We start from the raw sequence: 17,944 nt of genomic DNA, 5'->3' as shown, positions 1-17,944 counted from the left end.
AAGCCCATCAACCTGCCAACCTTTCTTGTGCCTCAACCCCGGCCATATTTCAAGAACTCTTGCAGCGGCAGCGTTTTTCAGGCAAGAACAGGCTTGCTCACGCTCGTACTACATAACAGATACGGACAACCGGAGCATCGCAGCATCAAAAAAGTCTGCTCCACAGCTTTTGATGTGCCTTGCGCCCGGCTGCAAACGGGATTTTGCCTTCATCCGCACTCGCACAGGTGACTCACCCGATGCACGGCAGGCGAAGGGCGGCAATAATCCGCATGAACAGTTCCTATCCGGCATCAAGCCAGACCGGAGGCGAAGCCAGATGAATTTTTTCCAGGAAATGGCAGCGGCCCTGACAACTTGGATGGACGCGTTGCGGCATCTTGGACAGTCCTTTCCCATGGCGCGCATGGGCCTTGACGCCCTGAGCATTGCCCTGCCGCTCGCGGCCCTGCTGGCCTTTGCGGGCCTGGGTTTCATGTCTGCCGCCGCACGGGCGCTGGCGGTTACGCGCAAGCGCGCTTCCTATGAAAAATGCGCGCGCCAGCTGGCCTTGCTCTCATTGCTGCTTGGCTGGGCGCTGCTCATCTGCGGCAGAGTCTGGCTTTTCTTTACGCAAAGCTCCTATACGCCCGACTCCATCTCCGACTTCATGGTTGAAATGAGCTGGATCATGCTCGGGCTGGCCGTGCTCATCAACAGCATGTATTTTGCCTTGTGGAAATTTTTGCTCAAGCTGCCCATGCTGCATGTGGGCATGGGCGTGGTCAGCGGCATTCAGGGCATCATCGCCACAGTGGCGTCCCTGGCTGCGGCCCGCCTGCTCACGGCCCTGGCCCGCCCGGATGCGGACATGCTGACCCTTGGGCACATTTATGTTCCCGGTTTTGGCACGCACTTCTGGTGCGCCCTTTTCTGGTCGCTGCCCCTGATGCTGGCCGTGGCAGGCGGCATGGGCGCTTTCTGGCTTGTGCTGCGCCGCAAGTATGACGATTTTGGCCGCGACCACTACAATACCATGCTCCCCTGGTGCGCCACATGGGCGCGCAATGCCTGGGCTGTTTTCTGGGTTGTTTTGCTGGCATCCTCGGTGTTTGACGTGCAGAACGCCTGGCAAAACGACACCTTTACCGTCACTGACGCCATCATGGAAAGCGCAGAACTGCTGCTCTGGCTTGCTCCGGCCCTGCTCTGGACATTCGTGGCCCGCAGCGCCACCCCCATGCGCCACAAGATCACCCTGCTGGCCGCGCTGGCGCTGGCAGTTGCCATCATGCTGCCCTTCTACCTCAACATGACGGAAATCACCCTGCCCCCGTCCATGACCGATATTGTACAGTAACGGCATCTTGCCGCATTGATATGACGTAAAAACCCCGCCTCTACAGCGGGGTTTTTCATATCTGCGCGCTGCTGGCAAAAGCGGGCGTGGTGCGCAAAGAATTTTTCAGCAATAATCCTGTGATTATTTTTTGCCGTACTGCCTGCGCCATTCATCCAGAAAAAGCAGGGCGGCCTCTGTCTCCGTCAGCACGCCGCTACGGGCGCGTAAAGCATTGATGACATCGTCAAATCCGGCATTGGGGCCAAGGCCAAGCCCCTGCACCGCCGCCGCCATGTCCCTGCGAATCTCGGGCGAGAGCGCGGCCTCCACATCAGGCGGCATGCCGCCGGAAGACTCCAGTTCCAGCGGCCAGGGGCCGAGGCGCTGTTCCACAAAGTCAAGCAGTGCGGCCATGCGCTGCGCATACGTATGATCGCGCAACACCCGCTCCCGTGCGCGGGCCGCAAAGGCATGGCGCTCGTCCGGATGGGCCAGAAAATACTCGATACCCGCGTAAAATTCTTCCAGCGTGCCAAAGGTTGCCAGCTCATCCTGCGCAAACAGCTCAGGCATGAGCGCCCGCCTGTCCACAAGCTGAAAGGCCCCCATGCACGCCAGTTCAAAAGTGCGCGGATTGACAAAATCGCCCTTGCTCACAAGCTCCGCAGTGCCGAGGCTCGAGTGCAGATTCAGGTTGACGCGCGTGGCATTGTAGATTTTGACGCTCTCATCCGCATCAATGCGCGCGCCGCCGCGCTGCACGTGGGGCGCAAGCAGGCTCTCGCCGTCCCAGTCCGATCCCCAGATTTTAAAATCACGCCCCACCAGCTGACGAAAAGCCAGCCGCCGGTTGGGGTAACCCGCGCCAAGAAAGCCGATATCGGCCCCGTATTCGCGCTTTTCCTGCTCGGTCAGTTCCAGCGGTTTGTGGAAATCCGGCTGGGCCGCCAGCGGCAGGTACAGGGCGTTGCCCTGCCCGATGCCCGAGAGCATGGATAAAAAAGGCTCTTTCTGGATAACGGCAAAAACATCGTACAGTGACGCGTAGGCCTTCCAGTAGTCAAAAACCTCGTGGTCTTCCACAAACCACATGGCCGTGCGCACGCCCGACCTGCGCAAGCGCTGCAACAGGCTGCGCCCTATGGGAGCCTGCGCCATGGCCAGCACCAGATGCGGCTCCTGCGCCTGCACCTGCGCCCACACGGCCTGCGAAACCACCTGCAAAAAAGAATTTTCCAGCTGGGCGGTCTGCGCAGGAGCCAGCCCAAGGCCGCGCAAGCCGGTAAAGGCCGGGTGCAGCAAGGGGGCCTCAAACACGCGCACACTGTGCCCCAGCCCGCTGAGGGCGCTGGCGCAGTAACGGCCGATGGGCAGCGAGCCGCCGTACATGGGCAGCACCACAAGAATTCGCAGAGGAGCGGCGGGCATCAGCAGTATCTCCCTGGCGGCAACATCCAGTCCGCATCGTTATAAAGCCATTCGTCAAGATTCGGCGCTTGCGGGGCAAGAGCGGCGCTTTCGTCCAACATGGGCAGATGCAGGCGCGCAGCCAGAAAATCACGAACATGCCTGCGCTCCCGAGCATGTGGGTCACTGCCCGCGAGCAGGTAAGGCAACGTGCCCAAGGCGTCCATGTCCGTGCGCCACAACTGCAAATCCGCTGGCAGGGGCGGCCATGATTCCGCTTGTGCGGCGGCAGAGGGCGCGCCCGATTTTAGGCGGGCAAGTACAGCGGCAACGGAGCGCAAAAGCTCCACCTGCGCCAAGGGCCGACCACAGGCCACATCGTAGGGGCAAGGGGCGGTTTCAAGGCACGGCCCGCAGGTGCGCGCCGTCTGCCACACATGATGGCCCTCGCCGTATGGCCCGGTTTCGTGCAGCCAGGCCGAAGAAAGAAAAAAACCAAGCACAGGCACGCCAAGGTGCGCGCCAAGGTGCATGATGCCTGTATCCGGCGTGATCAGCGCATCCAGCCCGTATACGGCGTCCACAAGGGCGGGCCAGTCTGTTTTGCCGCTGCAATCTTCAACCCTGTCGAGCAGCTTGCCGGGCAAATGCCGCATGAGCTGACGGGCTGCGGGCTGCTCCGCCTTTGAACCCAGCAGGCGCACTCGCGGCCCCCCCAATGCCCCAAAGGCCGTGCGCACCACCTCGGCCAGCACTGGTACAGGCAACGAGCGGCGGGATTCCCGCCCTGCCAGCACCACGCCAAGCCCTCGCCCGCCGGGGGCCGCCACAGGATTAACCCTGCGGGACTCAACCGGCTCCGGTGCAAAATGCGCCCAAAAATCCACAAGATTCAGCGTTGCCAGCGCGCGCCGCTCACTGAGGCGGAAGCCAAGCCGCGCCCAGGGCGAGCGCGAAATCCCCCCGGACTCGGGCCGGTACCCCTGAACCTGTTCTGCCTCAAAAACTCGGCACAGGGCCGCAGTAGTGCCGGAAAAATTGCAGTTGTACACGGCTTCAAAGCGCAAGCCCTGCCAACGGTCCAGCACAGCGGTATTGCGCGCAAGCGCCTCTGCCTGGGGCCTGCCGTGCACCGACAGGGCGTGCAACTCGGCAAAGGGATAGAGCACCCTGGCCAGCGGAACCAGACTGACATCCACGGCAAGATGAACCTCGCCGCGCAAAGCCAGACTCAGCAACAGGCGCTTTGTCTGCACCAGATCGCCAAAGCGCGCCGCCTGTATGACCAGAAATTTGGGCATGTCGTTCCGTTTGGTTGTTGATGGCAGTAGCCAGTTAATGGCCGAAACATGCGTAAAACTGCCAATTGCCCACAATCTAAGGCAATCTGCCCACCTAGGCAAGCAATGCGGGGCGCAACTGCGCTGCACAACAATTGAAGCTGCGCAAAGACGGCAGCGCGCTGGCCCTTTGCAAAATATTTCGCGCTGCTGTATGCTCGCCTTCAAGCTTCTTTCACCATCTGGATCACACATGCGCGCACAACAGCCCACCGCCCCGCTCTACCCCATATTTATCTCGCTTTCAGGCATCCGCTGTCTGGTGATCGGCCTTGGTCCGGTGGGGCAACGCAAACTTTCCGGCCTGCTGGCCTGCAATCCGGCATCTGTGCTGGTGCTCGACCCTGCTGGGCCTGCGCCGGAATCAGCGCCGGAAGCGGCGGAACTGCTGCGCGACCCAAGGGTACGCTTTGAATGCCGCGCCTGCGAGGCTGCCGACCTCGATGGCTGCGGGCTGGTGTTTGCCGCTACGGGCAACGCTGCGGAAAACAGCCGCATTGCCGCCCTGTGCGCCGCAGCGGGCATTTTGTGCAACAGCGCGAGCAATCCGGATGAAGGTTGTTTTCAGGTGCCAGCCGTGGCCCGCAGCACCCCGCTGGCGGCAGCGCTTTCCACTGGCGGGGCGAGCCCCGCGCTGGCCCGCCGCTGGAAGGGCGAGCTTGAGCGCTGGCTTGAACCGCGTTCGCGCATGGCAACCCTGATGGGTCGGCTGCGGCCTCTGGTTCTTGCCTTGGGGCACGATACAGGGCAGAATACCGGATTGTTCCGCAAGCTGGCAGAATCACCTCTGCAACAGTGGCTGGAAGAACACGACCATGAAAACTGTACGCGTTATTTGCAGGCGGCGCTTCCGCCCGCACTGCACGCCAATATAGCGGAGTTGCTCCATGATCTCCCCTGAATTTTCCACCGCCGTAACACTGCTGCTCTATGGCTCCGCCAGTGTTGCAGGGCTTGCGGGCGTTGCCGCGCGCAGCGCCCTGTGGCGCAAGATAGGCTGTAGCGTGGCGCTGGCGGGCTTTGCCTGTCAGACGCTCATGCTCTTTCTGGGCTTTCACAAGGCCCTGCCCGGCGGCCTGAGCGCTGGCGCGTACTTTCAGCTCATGGCCTGGTTTGTGGTGCTCTGCGGCATTGCCGCCTGGGCCAAGCTGCGGCAGGAGATTCCGTTGGTATTCGCCACGCCGCTTGGGCTTATGCTCTTTGCCATGTCGGCCCCGTATCTGGCCTCTGTGGTGCAGGTTCCGGCCTCGCTCAACACCTCGTTTTACGCCCTGCACATCGGCTCGCTCTTTTTGAGCCTTGCCCTGCTGGCCTTGGCCTTTGCCGCCGGAGCGCTCTTTCTGTTCATGGAGGGGCGCATCAAGAGCAAGCTGACCATGAAGGGCTTTTGGCTCGACATGCCCGCCCTTTCCATGCTTGATAAAATCAACGCCATCACAACCATGATCGGCTTCCCCATGTACACTCTGGGCATCGTTTCCGGTCTTATCTGGGCCAAGCCGGTATTTGGCGGCACGGTGACGGGCGACCCCAAGGAAGTTATCAGCATTGTGATCTGGCTGTTCTACTCCGTGCTTTTCCACAACCGCCTCACCAAGGGCTGGAAAGGCCGCAAGCCTGCGCAACTGGCTGTTTTTGTATTTATTCTCTGCCTCTTTTCAATCATTGTGGTGAATACCTTCATGGAAACACACCACGCATTCATCCGGCGCTGACCGGGCTATCATCATGGACTGTGATATCTTTCTTGTCGGCCTGAATCATCGCACTGCCAGCGTGGACGTGCGCGAGCGCTTTGCCCTGGTCAACCACTGCGATGAAGAGCATTGGGCCGTGCCTTGCGTGGGCGCGGTGAGCGAAAGCGTGATCCTTTCCACCTGCAACCGCGTGGAGCTGCTGGCCGCCGGCAACGGCGACGTGGCCGGACAGGTGCTTGAAAACTGGGCCCTTGCGCGCGGCGCAAAGCCCGAGGAGCTCAAGCCCTACGTCTACGTGCACAAAAATCTGGAAGCGGTGCGCCATCTGTTTTCTGTGGCGTCAAGCCTTGATTCCATGGTGCTGGGCGAACCGCAGATTCTGGGCCAGCTCAAAACCGCCTACCGCAAGGCGGTCAAATGCCACGCCACGGGCGTTATACTTAACAGACTGGTACACAAGGCTTTTTCCGTTGCCAAAAGGGTACGCACCGAAACTGCGGTGGCCTCCAGCGCGGTTTCCATCAGCTATGCCGCAGTGGAACTTGCCAAGCGCATTTTTGGCGACATGAAGACCCACAAGGCCATGCTGGTGGGCGCTGGCGAAATGGCCGAACTTGCCGCCATGCACCTTTTGCAGTCGGGCATTGATGAAATTCTGGTTGCCAACCGCACCCTTGAGCGCGGGCAGGAGCTGGCCAAGCAGTTCAAGGGCCGGGCCATCCCCTTTGAAGACATGGCAGAGCATCTGACAGAGGTGGACATCATCATCACCTCCACTGGCTCGCAGGAACCCATCATCCGCGCGCGCGACATCCGCGCCGTGCTCAAGGCCCGAAAAAACAGACCCATGTTCTTTATCGACATTGCCGTACCGCGCGACATCGACCCGGACGTCAACGGCCTCGACAACGTCTATCTGTACGACATTGACGACCTCAAGGAAGTGGTGGAAGAAAACCTCGCCACCCGCCGCGATGAAGCCGCCAAGGCCGCAGATATCGTCAACGAGGAAGTGCTGCTGTTCTCCCGCTGGCTTTCAAGCCTTGACGTGCAGCCCACCATTGTTGACCTCATCCAGCGCGGCGAGCGCATGGGGCAGGAAGAACTGGCAAAAACCCTCAAAAGGCTCAGCCCGGTGGACGATGAAACCCGCGATGCCCTTGAGGCTCTGGTGGGTGCGCTGGTGCGCAAGCTCAACCACGACCCCATCATGTTTCTCAAGCGCGGCAGCATGTCCCAGGAGGGCAACGGCCCGCGCATCAGCATTGCGCGCCGTATTTTCAATCTGGATAAAACTGGCTGCCCTTATTCGGAGGAACACTGATGCGCTGGTACGGAATTGACGACATCACGGAAGAAGATACCGCAAAACTGAGTGCCACCCTCACCGAGATGGAGCTTACCTCGGGCATGGACGGCCTCTTCTGGCTGCCCGTTCCCGCCGACTTGCTCTCGCCCGTACAGCAGGAGCATGAGGAAAGCTGCGGCCCCCACGTCATGGGGCTGGAAATTGAAGAAAATTTTGTGCGCCTTGAACTGCTGGTGCGCGCGCGTGGCCGTATGCGCTGCGAATGTGTGCACTATGCCTCGCCCGAACTGCGCGACCGCATGATCGTATGGCTTGAGAACCTGCTGGTGGAACTGGGCATCAATCCGGCCTAGCCGCTGTTTTTCGACATGGCTTTTTGGGGGCGGCGCTCGCTGCTCCCAAAAGCCCTTCCCGCACTGGTCTTTCCCAACCATACAGACGCAAATCTCTCCGGGCCGATCTTCTGCCCATACATCCTTGCCGCAGGCATGTCATGATCAAATCCGCGCCTACGCTGCAAAACATCCCGCCCGCTGCGGCCCGTCTTTGCCTTGAGGTGGAGCGCTTCTGCTTGACGCGGCTTGGGCTTGCAAAGGGTTCGCGGCTGCTGTTGGCCCTCTCTGGCGGGGCCGATTCCACGGCGCTGGCCTTTGTGCTGCACCTGCTGGCTCCACGGTTGGAGCTGAGCCTCCACGCCCTGAGCGTTGACCACGGCTTGCGGGACGAATCTGCGCAAGACGCTGTATTTACACTCCAGTTATGCAACATCCTGAACATCCCCTGCATCGTGCGACAAGCCGATGTGCGTGGTCTGGCCGAAAACAGCGGCATTGGCATTGAAGATGCCGCCCGGCGGTTGCGCTATGCCCTGCTTGAGCAGGAACGCGTTGCCGTGAGGGCCGACTTTATCGCCCTTGGGCACCACGCAGGCGATGTGAGCGAGGACGTGCTGCTGCGCCTCACGCGCGGCACAGGCTGGCCCGCCCTTGGCGGCATGGCCGCCCGCGATGACGAGCGTCGCCTGCTGCGCCCCCTGCTGGCAACGGACGCGCAGGCGTTGAGAGCTTTGCTGGTCGATTGCGGCATTGACTGGCGCGAGGATGCCAGCAACCAGAGCCGTCACTACAAGCGCAACAGGCTGCGGCTGGATGTACTGCCCCTGCTGCGCGAAGAAAATCCATCCCTCGACCGCACCCTGCACGATCTCTGGCAAATGGCGCGCATGGATGAGGATTACTGGAACACGGCGCTGGATGCTGCTCTGGCAGAACATCCGTGGATTGTGGGGAAGGATGACGCGGAGCCGCGAAAGAATGAAGACGCCGCCGAAGGCCCCAGCCTGACCTTGCCCGCGAAGTTGCTGGCAGGGCTGCACCCTGCCGCCCGTTTGCGTCTGTATGTGCGGGCTGTGCGTTTTTTGTGCCGCCCTGCGGCAGGGAGTGGTGGTGAGGATTCTGACAGCACGGGTCAGATTCACGGTCAGGCCCGGGCGCGCACTTTGTTGGCTTTGGATGATGCCCTTGCCAAGGGGCGGGGAAATACGCGGTTTCAGTTGCCCGGCGGGCTGGAAGCGTATTTGAAAGGTGGGAGTGTTGTCTTTCGCCAGAAGGGCTTAAACTCTTAGAATTTTCTTGGTTTTCTGCCCTTCGGGCACTTGGTTTCGCCTTCCGGCGAAGTTTGGGACGCCTGCGCGGCGCGCGGCAAGGCGGGGCCGGTTATGGGGCTTCGCCCCCTTCGCGGCCCCCCTTGCATCCCCCCCGAAGCACCCCCATGAAGTTTTCAGCTTCCTCAAAACGGCGAGGGCACGCGGCTTACGCTGCGGGAGCTTCCTTCCCTCGCTCTGCTCGCTCAGGCGATCTCCCTCCGCGCCGCGTAAATGCCAGAACCCACTTTTGCTTTGAAAATAAGCCCGCTTCAGCCATCAACCAAAGTTGCATTACGACTTTAAGACTTCATGTGCTGGAAATCTCCAGCATTAGGAGCGCGTTGCCTTTTGTCTTTCTCAGCTCGCCATCAGAAGCTGGTCGTGGAGTTGCCTTCCTTAAACTCGCCGGAGCGGATGCGGAGGCGATGGCTGGTGTTGGGCGAATTTGCAAAATACGCTTTTTTCTGGCCTGACAAGGAAAAATCCTGTTTTTAAGCGCAGCGTACTCAAGTACGTGAGCATTAAAAACAGGATTTTAACGCAGTCAGGGCAAAAAAGTCGGTTTTGCGTAAATCAGCCTGACAGACTCTACCCAAACCGCAGAACAACCCAAAAGCAATCCGGCATGGCGAACTATTTCCCGGCGCAAGATGGATTTTGTTCTCAGGCAAGAAAGACAAGGCGGCTTTGAGGGAGTGTGCGTTTTGGCACTCGACCGAAAAAGCCGCCGCAGTCTGACGCAGCCTGAGAACAAAAGACGCTTGCGCCCTAGTGGGCAGAGCCCCAATCACGCCCCTGCCCCCAATCAACGACCAACGGCACAGACAAAGCCACGCCGCCCGGCGCAACCCCGCCCATAAGCGCCGCCACCCGCTCGCCAACCGCAGCCGCAGCCTCCGTAGGCACTTCCAGCAAAAGTTCGTCATGCACCTGCAAAAGCAACCGGGCATCCAGCCGCTTCAACTCCGCATCATGGGCCACAGCCAGCATGGCAAGCTTGATGATATCCGCCGCTGACCCCTGAATCACGGTATTGATAGCCTGCCGCCGCGCCAGCGCGTAGTTCTGCCCGTTGGCGGAATGGATATCGGGCAGCAAGCGCCGCCGCCCGCCAAGGGTGACCACATAGCCCTGCCGCTTGGCAACGGCCTCCACCTCTTCATAAAATTGCTTAAGGCCTGTGAGCCGCTCGAAATAACGCGCAATGAATTCCTTGGCCTCATTGGTCGTGATTTTCAGTTCCTGCGCCAGCTTTTGCGCGCCCATGCCGTAGATAAGACCAAAGTTGATGGTCTTGGCGTTGCGCCGCTGGTCGGGGCTGACCTCGCTGGACGGCAGATCGTACACAAGCGCCGCCGTGCGGGCGTGGATGTCCTCGCCGTTGCGGAAGGCCTCAATCAGGGCCGTATCCTGCGACATGTGCGCCAGCACGCGCAGTTCAACCTGCGAATAGTCGGCGGAAACAAGGGCGTGATCCGGCCCGGCGATAAAGCACGAGCGCATGCGCTTGCCCAGCGGCCCACGCACGGGGATGTTCTGAAGATTGGGATTGCTGGACGAAAGCCGCCCCGTGGCCGTGGCCTTCTGGTTAAAGGTCGTGTGGATACGCCCGCGCGGGTCCACAAGACGCGGCAGAGGATCCAGATAGGTGGAACGCATTTTTTCCAGTTTGCGGAATTGAAGGATGCTCTCCACCACAGGATGCTGCCCGGCCAGTTTTTCCAGTGTTTCCTGATTGGTGGATGCCTGCCCGCCACGGGTTTTGCGCGGCGAGGGCAGCTTGAGCGTGTTGAACAATACCTCGCCGAGCTGCTGGGCCGAACGGATATTGAATGTGGTTCCCGCTGCGGCAAAAACCTCCTGCGTGAGCCTGTCGATCTCGCCCTGCACGTCTGAAAGAAAAGACTGAAAGGCCGCTGCGTCGATGGCGACGCCGCGCGCCTCCATCTGGGCCAGCACAGGCGTGAGCGGTAGTTCAAGCGTGTGGTACAGCTCGAGCAGGCCGTCAGCCTCCAGCCGCTGCTCCATGGATGCGGCCATGCGCAGGGCCATACTGGCGGGGCCATTGCCGCCCTGCCCTTCGCGCAGGGGTATGCCCCAGCGCACAGCCAGACGGGGCCAGCCGTAATCGCTTTCCTCGGGGTTAATGAGGTAGGCGGCGAGGCCAAGATCAAAGAAGAACGGAGGATTGGCCTCGGAAGGCAGCTTGCGCCAGCAGGCGGCAGCAATCAGCTGGGCCTTGAGGTCAGACGTCACAAGCCTTTGCGCCCCGGCAAGCCACGTGCAGAGGTCTTCCACACTGCCGCCCCAGCGAAAATCATCGCCGCCAGCCACCGCCACGTGGGGCGGTTTGCCAGGCCCGCCGGGCCAGATGATTGCGGCCTCCAGCCCCGCGCAGGGGGGCAACTGCCCTACCTCGCTCAGCAGCGGAGCTTCGGGTTCGTCGGCCACATCCAGCAGGCTCATTTGCGGGCCAGCCCCAGCTGCGGGGCGGGATTTTGAAGAAGATCTGTCGGCGGCAGCCATCAGCGAACCCTGGGCAGCGGAGCGGGGCGCGCCAGCATCCGCAACAGTATTTGAGCCAGCATTCGATGCTGACCCCTCAGATGTAATGACAGACGGGGACGGGGACGGAGCCGCTGCCGAACCTGTGGGGGCGCTGCGCTGCAAACGGGCCAGCGTTGCCATGTCGCGGCGCAGGGCGTGCAGTTCAAATTCGTCCGCCATGCTGGCGCACAGGGCTTCATTCAGCGGATTGACGGTCATGTCGTCAATGGTCAGCCCGGTGCACACATCCAGCGAAAGGGACGTGAGTTGCCGCCACAAAAACATGTTTTCAAGGTGGTCGCGCAGTTTGTCCTGAATCTTGGGCCCAAGCAGGGCAAAATGGTCGCGTATGTCTTCAAGCGTGGGGCATATTTCAAAAATTTTCTGCGCCGTCTTGGGGCCGATGCCCGGTACGCCGGGGATATTATCGCTCGTGTCGCCCACAAGGGCCTGCACATCGGCCCACTGGTCGGGCCTGAGGCCGCTTTCCGCCGTAAATTCTGCGGCAGAGAGCAGTTTTTCTTCCTTGGAGGCAGGGTCCCACATGTACACGTTGGGGCCGAGGCACTGCTTGAGGTCTTTATCACCGCTCACAATAACCACGGGCCGCTGGGCGGAGAAACGCGCTGCCAGCGAAGCTATGCAGTCGTCAGCCTCGCAGCCGTCCGAAATTTCAACAGGAATGCCAAGAGCCTTGACCATGCGCACAATGGGGTCCATCTGCCGCACCAGGTCTTCGGGCGTGGCGTCACGGTTGGCCTTGTACAACGGGTACAGATCGTGACGGAAATTCTTGCCCTTGCCGTCCTTGACGAAAAGAAAATGTGAGGGCCGTTCGTCGCGCAGAATGCGCAGCAGTACACGCGTTACCACCACCAGCGCGTTGGTGGGAAAGCCGTCGGAGCGCTGCATGTTCTTGTTGGCAAAAAAACCGCGATATATAAAGGCAGAGCCGTCCATAAGGAAGACAGGTTCGGCAGAAAGATTGAGGCGTTGTTTCAGCGACATGACAGCCCGGTGGTTTGGGGTTTCAAAAAGATTTCAAAACGGTTCGCAGGCCAGGACGCTTGCGAAGATGTTGTGCTACGCGTATAGTATAGTGATGGAAACAAGTCCGCAAGTGACCGTATCTGTTCAGGGGCCGCTGCTGCGCGTGAGCGTTGGCGGACGCTGGAATCTTGACGAACCCTGGCCCCTGGAGGCCATGGCCGCCCTGAGCCAGATAACCGACCAGCGCATCCGCGAGGTGTGCCTTGAAAGCGCCGCCCTTGGACAGTGGGACAGCACCCTGCTGGTTTTTCTGGTGCAGATGGTCAAGGCGGCGCGCGCCCGCGATCTGCCGGTGCATACGGAACTGCCCGAAGGCCTCGAGCGTCTTATCAAACTGGCCTTTGCAGTTCCTGCCAAGGCAGGCTCCGAACGCAGCAAAACCGATGTGGGCTTTGTGACCCGCGTGGGCGAAAGCGTGCTGGCCCTGCGGCCCAAGATCGAGGACTTTCTTAATTTTCTTGGCGAAATTGTGCTTTCCATCTGGCGGCTGTTTCTTGGCAGGGCCAAGATGCGCCCCATGGATCTGTTTGCCGCCATGCACGAATGCGGCGTGGCCGCCCTGCCCATTATTTCGCTCACCAGCTTGCTGTTTGGCCTGATTCTGGCCTTTGTGGGCGCGGTGCAGCTCACCCAGTTTGGCGCGCAGATTTATGTTGCGGGCCTTGTGGGCATTGGCATGCTGCGGGTCATGGGGGCCATCATGGTGGGCGTGGTCATGGCGGGCCGGGTGGGCGCTGCCTATGCCGCCCTCATCGGCACCATGCAGGTCAACGAAGAGGTGGACGCCCTCTCCACCCTCGGCATTTCTCCCCACGACTTTCTTGTGCTGCCGCGCGTGCTGGCCCTCATGGCCATGATCCCCCTGCTGACCCTGTATGCCGACCTCATGGGCATTATCGGCGGTTTTCTGGTGGGCACCACCATGCTGCGGCTGAACCCCATGGAATACATCAACGCCACAATCCAGATGGTGCCCTTCAAGCATCTGATCATCGGCCTTGTGTACGGCACGGTTTTTGGGGCCATTGTGGCCGTGGCAGGGTGCTATCAGGGCATACGCTGCGGGCGCAGCGCCCAGGCTGTGGGCCAGGCCACCACCACGGCTGTGGTGCAGGCCATTGTGGGCATTATCGTGGCTACCGCCATCATCACCGTTATCTGCAACGTGCTGGATGTGTAACATGCCTGACGCCGCCCAGCCCTCCATTATCCTGCCCAACACGGACGCGACCAGCGCTGCTCCAACTTGCCCGGCCCCTGCCGTGCCGGATGAAGACGTGCGCATCAGGGTGCGCGATCTTACGGTGGCCTTCGGCTCCTTTGTACTCATGCGCAACGTGTCGTTTGACGTGCGCGTGGGCGATATTTTCATGGTCATGGGCGGTTCCGGCTGCGGCAAAAGCACCCTGCTGAGGGTGCTCATGGGCCTCAAGGAGCCGCAGCAAGGGCAGATTTGCTATAATGGCGAAGATTTCTGGGCTGGCACGGAAGAAAGCCGCAGCCGCATCATGCGCAATACGGGCGTGCTCTTTCAGGGCGGCGCACTGTGGAGCTCCATGACCTTGGCGGAAAACGTGGGTCTGCCCCTGCAACAGTATACTGACCTTACCGATGATGAAATCAGGGAGCAGGCCTCGCTCAAGCTGGCCCTTGCGGGTCTGGCCGGATTTGAGGATTATTATCCCTCGGAGATCAGCGGCGGCATGCGCAAACGCGCGGGTCTTGCCCGGGCGCTGGCGCTTGATCCGCAGATTCTCTTTCTGGACGAGCCATCCGCAGGGCTTGACCCTGTCAGCTCCCGGCTTCTGGACGACCTGATACTGGAGCTGCGCGATAGCCTGGGTACAACTTTTGTCATTGTTTCTCACGAGTTGCCGAGTATTTTTACCATAGCCAGAAACAGTATCTTTCTGGATGCGCAGAGCAGAACGGTCACTGCCAGCGGTAATCCCAGCGAGTTGGTGAAAGACCCCAATACAGACCAAAGCGCAAAGCTCTTTCTGACCAGAGGCGGCATGCGCGACCAGAATGAAGACGCAGGCGAAAACGCTACGGCGGCAACTTCGCACAAGGAACAATCCCGATGAACTCGCAGTCATACAAAACAACTGTCGGCGCTTTTGTGCTGGGGGGCCTGGCCCTGCTGGTGCTGGGCATCATGCTGCTCGGCGGCGGCCGCCTTTTCAGCAATGATCTTGAATATGTGATGTACTTTGATGGCTCGGTCAGCGGCCTTTCCACAGGTGCCCCGGTTGTGTTCAGGGGGGTGCCCATGGGCAGCGTCACGCGCATCAATCTGGTTGCCAACGCCCGCGATTCCAACGTGACCATCCCCGTCTATATCCGTATTGACGAACGCAGCTTTGTGCGCGCCAGCGGCAATGCCGCGCCCTCCGAATCATTCCAGCAGGAAATCATACGCCGCATGGTGCAGCGCGGCCTGCGCGGGCGACTGCAGCTGCAAAGCCTCATCACCGGGCAATACCGCGTGGAGCTTGATTTTTATCCCGCCACGGCGGCCAACTTCCGCTCCGCCACGCCGGATATGGAAATCCCCACCATTCCTTCGCCCATTGATACGCTGCAAAGCACGCTCTCGCAGATGCCGCTGGAGCAGATGGTAAATTCTTTCAGCGCGGTGCTGCAAAACCTTGCCCTCGGCCTTAGCGAGGACAAGCTGGGCAAGGCGCTTACGGCGTTCACCAACACCTTTCAGGAAGCCCACGGCATCTTGCACGAGGGCTCCATGCGCACCAATACGGAGCAGGTTCTCAAGAGCCTGAGCACGGCCAGCGCCTCTGTTGAAAAGGAACTGCCAGCCACGCTGGTTTCCTTCCGCGAAGCCATGCAGAGCATGGCAGTTGCGGCAGATCAGTTGCGTGTGGTCACTGCTTCGGCCCAGGGCATTCTGGGGCGCGATTCACCCACCATGAACGACCTGCGCCGTCTTCTCAAAGAGAGCACCGATACCATGCGCTCCATGCGCGCCCTGGCCGAAATGCTTGAACGTAATCCCGAAGCTCTGCTGCGGGGCAAGCAAGGAACACGCTGATGCAACGCAAAATCTTTCTTCTTTCCCTGGTGCTGCTCACACTTTTGAGCGGCTGCGCGCGCAGCACCCCCACGCGCTATTATCTGCTTGAAAGCGCCCTTGACCCGGTCAAGGCCGACACGCTGCCCACCAAAAACCTGCGAGTGGCGCAGGTTACCGTGCCGGATTACCTTGACCGCAACAGCATTGTCAGCCGTGTGAACGGCGAAACCGAGCTTGTTGTTTCGCAATTTCACGCATGGGCGGAGCCCGTGGGGCATGGTGTGCGTCGCGTGGTGCAGGAAGTGCTGACCCCGCCCTTGCTGGCCGTGGGGCTGAACGTGCTCGCGCCGGGCGACGACACCCGCGCCGACTATGTGCTTCTTGTGGATTTGCAGAGACTGGACGGAAATTTCGACTCAAAGGCCGTGCTTGAGGCGCGCTGGACACTCAAAAACCGCCACGATGACGTCATCGCCCGAGGCATTTATGCCGATGCAGAACCGGTGGCGGGCAAAACCTATGACGTACTCACGGCGGCAGAAAGCCGCATGGTGCGCCGCATGGGCGAACATCTAGCCGCCCGCCTGCCCGTGCTCACACGGGGCAAGTCATGAACTGGGCAGAAGAAACCGCCGATCCATCCCAGGTACACAGGCGCAACGTCATCCTGCTTGTGGACGACGCGCCTGAAAACCTGCGCATTCTCAGTGAATGCCTGCGCGACAAATACACAATCATGTTTGCCAAAAACGGCACGGACGCCTTGCGTCTGGCCCTGCGGCAACCCCCGCCAGACCTGATCCTGCTTGACGTCATCATGCCCGGCATGGACGGGTATGAAGTGTGCAAACGCCTGCGCAGCGATGCGCAGACCCGCGACATACCGGTTATGTTCATTACGGCGCAGAATGAAGAAACAGATGAGGCCAAGGGCCTCTCGCTGGGCGCGCAGGATTACATAACCAAACCTTTCCGCTCCTCGCTGGTGCGCAACCGCGTAGCCAACCAGCTCAAGTTCAAACTCTACCGCGACCATCTGAACGACCTGGTGCTTGCCCGCACACGCCAGCTTGCCCTCACGCAGGAAGCCACCATTCACGCCATGGCAAGCCTTGCGGAATGGCGCGATACGGAAACCGGCGCGCACATCAAACGCACGCAGAACTATGTGAAGGCTCTGGCCGTCTATATCTCGCAACTGCCCGAGTACAGGGACGAACTGGACGCCGATGCCATTTCGTGGCTCTACCTTTCTGCACCGCTGCACGATGTGGGCAAGGTCGCCATTGCAGACACTGTGCTGCACAAGCCCGGCCCCCTCACCGATGAAGAATACGAGGCCATGAAGGAACACACCACGCTCGGGCGCGCGGTGCTGGCCTCGGCCGACAAATTTTTGGGGGAAAATTCCTTTCTGCGTATCGCCAGCGACATTGCCTACTGCCACCACGAGCGTTGGGACGGCAAGGGTTATCCGCGCGGTGTGGCGGGCAAGGATATCCCGCTTTCCGCCCGCCTTATGAGCGTGGCCGATGTGTACGATGCCCTGCGCAGCAAGCGTGTCTACAAACCCGCCATGCCGCACGAAACAGCCATGCGCATTATTGTGGAAGGACGCGGAACCCAGTTTGACCCCGAAGTTGTGGACGCCTTTTTGGCCATGCAGGAGCAGTTCCGCAGCATCGCCGCGAAATATTCAGACATGTAAGCACGTAGCAACCCGCCTAAAATACACCTTGCGCAGGCCTGCCTTGCCTGACGCCCGCCATTACCAAACTCTTGTCGCCTCTTTGCCAGCCCTGCCCGGAAGGCGGGCATGCCACACCATCTCCCCTGCCCAAGCGCGGCATGGCCAGCGCAAAAAACAGAAAAGCCCGGCAGCCGAAGCCGCCGGGCCCAAAAGCCGCGCAAAAAAAATTTACTGTTTTACCATCACCTTGGCGGGGCGGAGCAAGCGCTCTCCCAGCTTGAAACCCCGTTGCAGCACACGCGCAACAGAGTTGGGGGCAAAATCGGGGCGGTCTTCAAACCCCACGGCTTCATGCACGTTGGGATCAAATTCTTCGCCTTCCTCGCCCAGAGGTTTGAGGCCGTGCTTTTCCACCGCATCAAGCAGGAGCTTGTGGGTCATGGCCACGCCCTGCAACATGTCCTTGCAGGCTTCGCTCTTGCTGCCGTAACGCAGAGCCAGATCAAGGTTATCGAGCGTGGGCAGCAGGTCGCCCAAGACCTTTTCAGCCGCGTAGCGCATCTGCTCTTCATGCTCGCGCGTGAGGCGCTTCTTGAAATTGTCCATTTCTGCGGCATTGCGCAGGCGCATTTCTGTCAGCTCCGCCTTGCAACGTTCTTCAAGGCTTTCAGCTGAAGCCGCCTTGTCTGCCGGGGCAGTATCAGACTCCTGCACGGAATCGGCAGCGGGATTTTTGCCCGCATTTTGACCGAACAGAATACCTTCTTCTTCAAGAAAACCATCTTCCGGTCTTTCGGGCTGGCATTCTGCCCGGTTATCCGCCTGGCCGCCCTGCTGACTGCCCTGCTGTCCGAATGAGTGGTTCATTTTATGACGCTGCATGCTTCCTCCTGAATCGACCCCG

The 17,944-nt window shown here is 60.3% G+C and carries 15 protein-coding genes; 11 read left to right on the top strand and 4 right to left on the bottom strand.

All coding sequences use genetic code 11. The features are described from left to right. Positions 1-319: 319 nt before the first annotated feature. On the top strand, positions 320-1,339 hold the full coding sequence (locus tag VEZ52_RS12530) for a hypothetical protein (protein ID WP_324837113.1): 1,020 nt from the start codon (positions 320-322) through the stop codon (positions 1,337-1,339). 123 nt (positions 1,340-1,462) lie between these two features. On the opposite strand, the gene VEZ52_RS12525 is transcribed toward VEZ52_RS12530, so the two are convergent. Next, a complete protein-coding gene (locus VEZ52_RS12525; RefSeq protein WP_324837111.1) occupies positions 1,463-2,749 on the bottom strand; it encodes a CgeB family protein in 1,287 nt (428 codons plus the stop codon). Next, positions 2,749-4,029 (bottom strand): glycosyltransferase family 9 protein, encoded by a 1,281-nt coding sequence (locus VEZ52_RS12520; protein WP_324837110.1) that lies wholly within the window; start codon positions 4,027-4,029, stop codon positions 2,749-2,751. The genes VEZ52_RS12525 and VEZ52_RS12520 overlap by 1 nt, the downstream gene beginning before the upstream one ends. A gap of 232 nt (positions 4,030-4,261) precedes the next feature. Between VEZ52_RS12520 and VEZ52_RS12515 the strand changes: the two genes are divergently transcribed. From VEZ52_RS12515 to tilS, 5 genes are all read left to right on the top strand, one after another. Further along, on the top strand, positions 4,262-4,969 hold the full coding sequence (locus VEZ52_RS12515) for a bifunctional precorrin-2 dehydrogenase/sirohydrochlorin ferrochelatase (protein ID WP_324837109.1): 708 nt from the start codon (positions 4,262-4,264) through the stop codon (positions 4,967-4,969). Continuing rightward, positions 4,956-5,783, top strand: coding sequence for a cytochrome c biogenesis protein CcsA (gene ccsA / locus VEZ52_RS12510; RefSeq protein ID WP_324837108.1), 828 nt, complete (start codon positions 4,956-4,958; stop codon positions 5,781-5,783). Before VEZ52_RS12515 ends, ccsA begins: the two co-directional genes overlap by 14 nt. Before the next feature lie 13 nt (positions 5,784-5,796). After that, positions 5,797-7,089, top strand: coding sequence for a glutamyl-tRNA reductase (gene hemA, locus VEZ52_RS12505; protein ID WP_324837107.1), 1,293 nt, complete (start codon positions 5,797-5,799; stop codon positions 7,087-7,089). Then, positions 7,089-7,427, top strand: a complete 339-nt coding sequence (locus VEZ52_RS12500) for a hypothetical protein (RefSeq protein ID WP_324837106.1) — start codon at positions 7,089-7,091, stop codon at positions 7,425-7,427. Before hemA ends, VEZ52_RS12500 begins: the two co-directional genes overlap by 1 nt. 140 nt (positions 7,428-7,567) lie before the next feature. Further along, on the top strand, positions 7,568-8,698 hold the full coding sequence (gene tilS, locus VEZ52_RS12495) for a tRNA lysidine(34) synthetase TilS (RefSeq protein WP_324837105.1): 1,131 nt from the start codon (positions 7,568-7,570) through the stop codon (positions 8,696-8,698). 789 nt (positions 8,699-9,487) lie between these two features. On the opposite strand, the gene polA is transcribed toward tilS, so the two are convergent. Continuing rightward, positions 9,488-12,274 carry a DNA polymerase I gene (gene polA, locus VEZ52_RS12490; protein WP_324837104.1) on the bottom strand — a complete coding sequence of 929 codons (2,787 nt, stop codon included), beginning with the start codon at positions 12,272-12,274 and terminating at the stop codon, positions 9,488-9,490. 94 nt (positions 12,275-12,368) lie between these two features. Between polA and VEZ52_RS12485 the strand changes: the two genes are divergently transcribed. The 5 genes from VEZ52_RS12485 to VEZ52_RS12465 are packed head-to-tail and all read left to right on the top strand — an operon-like array spanning position 12,369 to position 17,058. Beyond that, positions 12,369-13,496, top strand: coding sequence for an ABC transporter permease (locus tag VEZ52_RS12485; protein WP_324837115.1), 1,128 nt, complete (start codon positions 12,369-12,371; stop codon positions 13,494-13,496). Between the two features lies 1 nt (position 13,497). Continuing rightward, on the top strand, positions 13,498-14,403 hold the full coding sequence (locus VEZ52_RS12480) for an ABC transporter ATP-binding protein (RefSeq protein WP_414649519.1): 906 nt from the start codon (positions 13,498-13,500) through the stop codon (positions 14,401-14,403). Next, the gene (locus VEZ52_RS12475; protein ID WP_324837103.1) at positions 14,400-15,368 is read left to right on the top strand and encodes an MlaD family protein; all 969 of its coding nucleotides are present in this window, start codon (positions 14,400-14,402) and stop codon (positions 15,366-15,368) included. Before VEZ52_RS12480 ends, VEZ52_RS12475 begins: the two co-directional genes overlap by 4 nt. Next, positions 15,368-15,964 (top strand): PqiC family protein, encoded by a 597-nt coding sequence (locus tag VEZ52_RS12470; protein ID WP_324837102.1) that lies wholly within the window; start codon positions 15,368-15,370, stop codon positions 15,962-15,964. Before VEZ52_RS12475 ends, VEZ52_RS12470 begins: the two co-directional genes overlap by 1 nt. Continuing rightward, complete coding sequence (locus VEZ52_RS12465; RefSeq protein WP_324837101.1) at positions 15,961-17,058, top strand: HD-GYP domain-containing protein; 1,098 nt, start codon at positions 15,961-15,963, stop codon at positions 17,056-17,058. Before VEZ52_RS12470 ends, VEZ52_RS12465 begins: the two co-directional genes overlap by 4 nt. A gap of 210 nt (positions 17,059-17,268) precedes the next feature. On the opposite strand, the gene grpE is transcribed toward VEZ52_RS12465, so the two are convergent. Beyond that, positions 17,269-17,754 carry a nucleotide exchange factor GrpE gene (grpE, locus tag VEZ52_RS12460; RefSeq protein WP_411331156.1) on the bottom strand — a complete coding sequence of 162 codons (486 nt, stop codon included), beginning with the start codon at positions 17,752-17,754 and terminating at the stop codon, positions 17,269-17,271. Between the last annotated feature and the right edge of the window lie 190 nt (positions 17,755-17,944).

The organism is Desulfovibrio sp. (genome assembly GCF_035644575.1).
In the GTDB taxonomy this organism is placed as follows: Bacteria; Desulfobacterota; Desulfovibrionia; order Desulfovibrionales; family Desulfovibrionaceae; genus Desulfovibrio.
Note: the sequence above shows the minus strand (reverse complement) of the source record. Positions and strands in the feature narration are given on the sequence as shown.